This is a genomic window from Paenisporosarcina sp. P4_D4 (assembly GCF_056401835.1).
In genome coordinates this window covers 1-1,614 of the sequence record NZ_JBFUIO010000269.1, presented here as the reverse complement: position 1 = coordinate 1,614, position 1,614 = coordinate 1, and the positions used below count along the sequence as shown (strand labels likewise).

1 protein-coding gene and 1 pseudogene are annotated in these 1,614 nt (G+C 34.5%); both read right to left on the bottom strand.

The features are described from left to right. Window positions 1-565: 565 nt before the first annotated feature. A complete protein-coding gene (phnX, locus tag AC1DSL_RS17970) occupies window positions 566-1,381 on the bottom strand; it encodes a phosphonoacetaldehyde hydrolase (protein WP_477533285.1) in 816 nt (271 codons plus the stop codon). After that, window positions 1,378-1,614: pseudogene (locus AC1DSL_RS17965) on the bottom strand (2-aminoethylphosphonate--pyruvate transaminase); the annotation flags it as partial. The pseudogene AC1DSL_RS17965 and the gene phnX, both read right to left, overlap by 4 nt.

The window sequence follows — 1,614 nt, the reverse complement described above, 5'->3', positions numbered from 1 at the left end:
GAATAAAGATTGATWRAAATTTAGCGAGAATCCTCAATTTTTWGGTGAWAAACAAACYTCKTATTTTGAACAAAGTTTGATCAAMATACGAGGTTTCACCTGTTYATTGCTATTCACTTWTATAAAAAAGATTGATTATTTCGGAAATCGAATCTTCAACTAAAGCACCCGTTAGTTGAATAAGAAAGAGACGCCCTCGTTAGTGCAACAAGCCTTTTCCATGTATCATTCTCAAATGATGATAGTAATGGAAATTCTGGAATCTAGGGGTGTTCCGGTTGTCAAAAATATCCGGAATAAAAAAAGAGCAAAACCTGTATTAAAGGTTTGCTCTTAGTTGTCCGATACAGAATATTCATTTTCCTAACAGGCTATCACCTATTATCTTTAATTATATAACTATGTATCAGTTATATAGTATTCATCCATCAGCATCTTTGATTCCAGTCAGACAAGGTGTTGACGTGGTTGATTTAATCTTTTCTAAACCTTTAGCGTTAACTGACTTAACTATTATGTCCGTAGCTGACTAAAGTTACTAACCCCGTCAATCTTTTAGTTTAGCTTATTTAGCATTAGGTCTTTTTCCATCTGAAATAAGGTGATGGATTCTCTCAATTAATGGTGGCAATTCGCTCATCGATTTGATTGTAAAATCTGCTCCATTTTGTAAAAAGGATTTTTCTGTTTTAGAGATCACTTTCTCTTGTTCTTCTTTACATAGAGCATTAAATTCATCTAAACTTAATCCCATTTCAGAGCTGCCGATCACGACACCCACTGACCAAACGCCTGCATTAACCGCCTCTTTAATATCTGAAGTAGTATCTCCTACTTTTACTACCTTCCATGATGCTGATAATTCTAATGCTTCCATATTGCGATATATCATATAAGGATACGGTCTTCCAATAGAGTTTGTTCCATCCGGTGTAATATAAAAATCTGGACTATAGCCTTTTTTCAAAGCATTAGGAACAACAACATCCATCATAGTTTGTGTATATCCTGTTGTTGAACCGATTTTCAATCCTTGGTTTCTTAATATTTGCACAGTCTCCACAACCTCTGGAATAGGATCTGTATACTCGATTAAGGAAGACATGAGTGCAGGTACAAATTCAGTATATAGATTCTCTACATCTTGTTCATTATATGGTCTTTTGTATTTTTCTTCCCATTTTGTCGAGATTCTAGGCATGGACAGCATCGCGCGAATATGGTCAATTTTCAACATCCCCATTGGTTCTCTTGCTTCTTCCATGGTTACTTCAATACCTGCATTTTCAAAAATATCAATAAACACGTTTACTGGTGCAAAGCAACCAAAATCGACTGTTGTCCCAGCCCAATCAAAAATAACTCCTTCTACTTTGTTCATTTTTTCATCACTCCCATGTAAGATTCTATAATATTGCATAATTCTTCAATATCAGCTTGGTAAATCTCACCAATATTTCCGATTCGAAATGTATTTTCATTCGTCAATTTACCCGGATAAAGTACATAGCCTCTCTCCTTAACAAATGTATAAAAGTGTTCAAAATTAAAGCAATCATCCGGAAAAAGAAAGGTTGTAATAATAGGAGATTGTTTTTCTTCTGATAAATAAGC

Coding starts and splice junctions, on each gene's coding strand:
- phnX (WP_477533285.1), bottom strand. CDS start 1,381: ATGAACAAAGTAGAAGGAGTTATTTTTGATTGGGCTGGGACAACAGTC.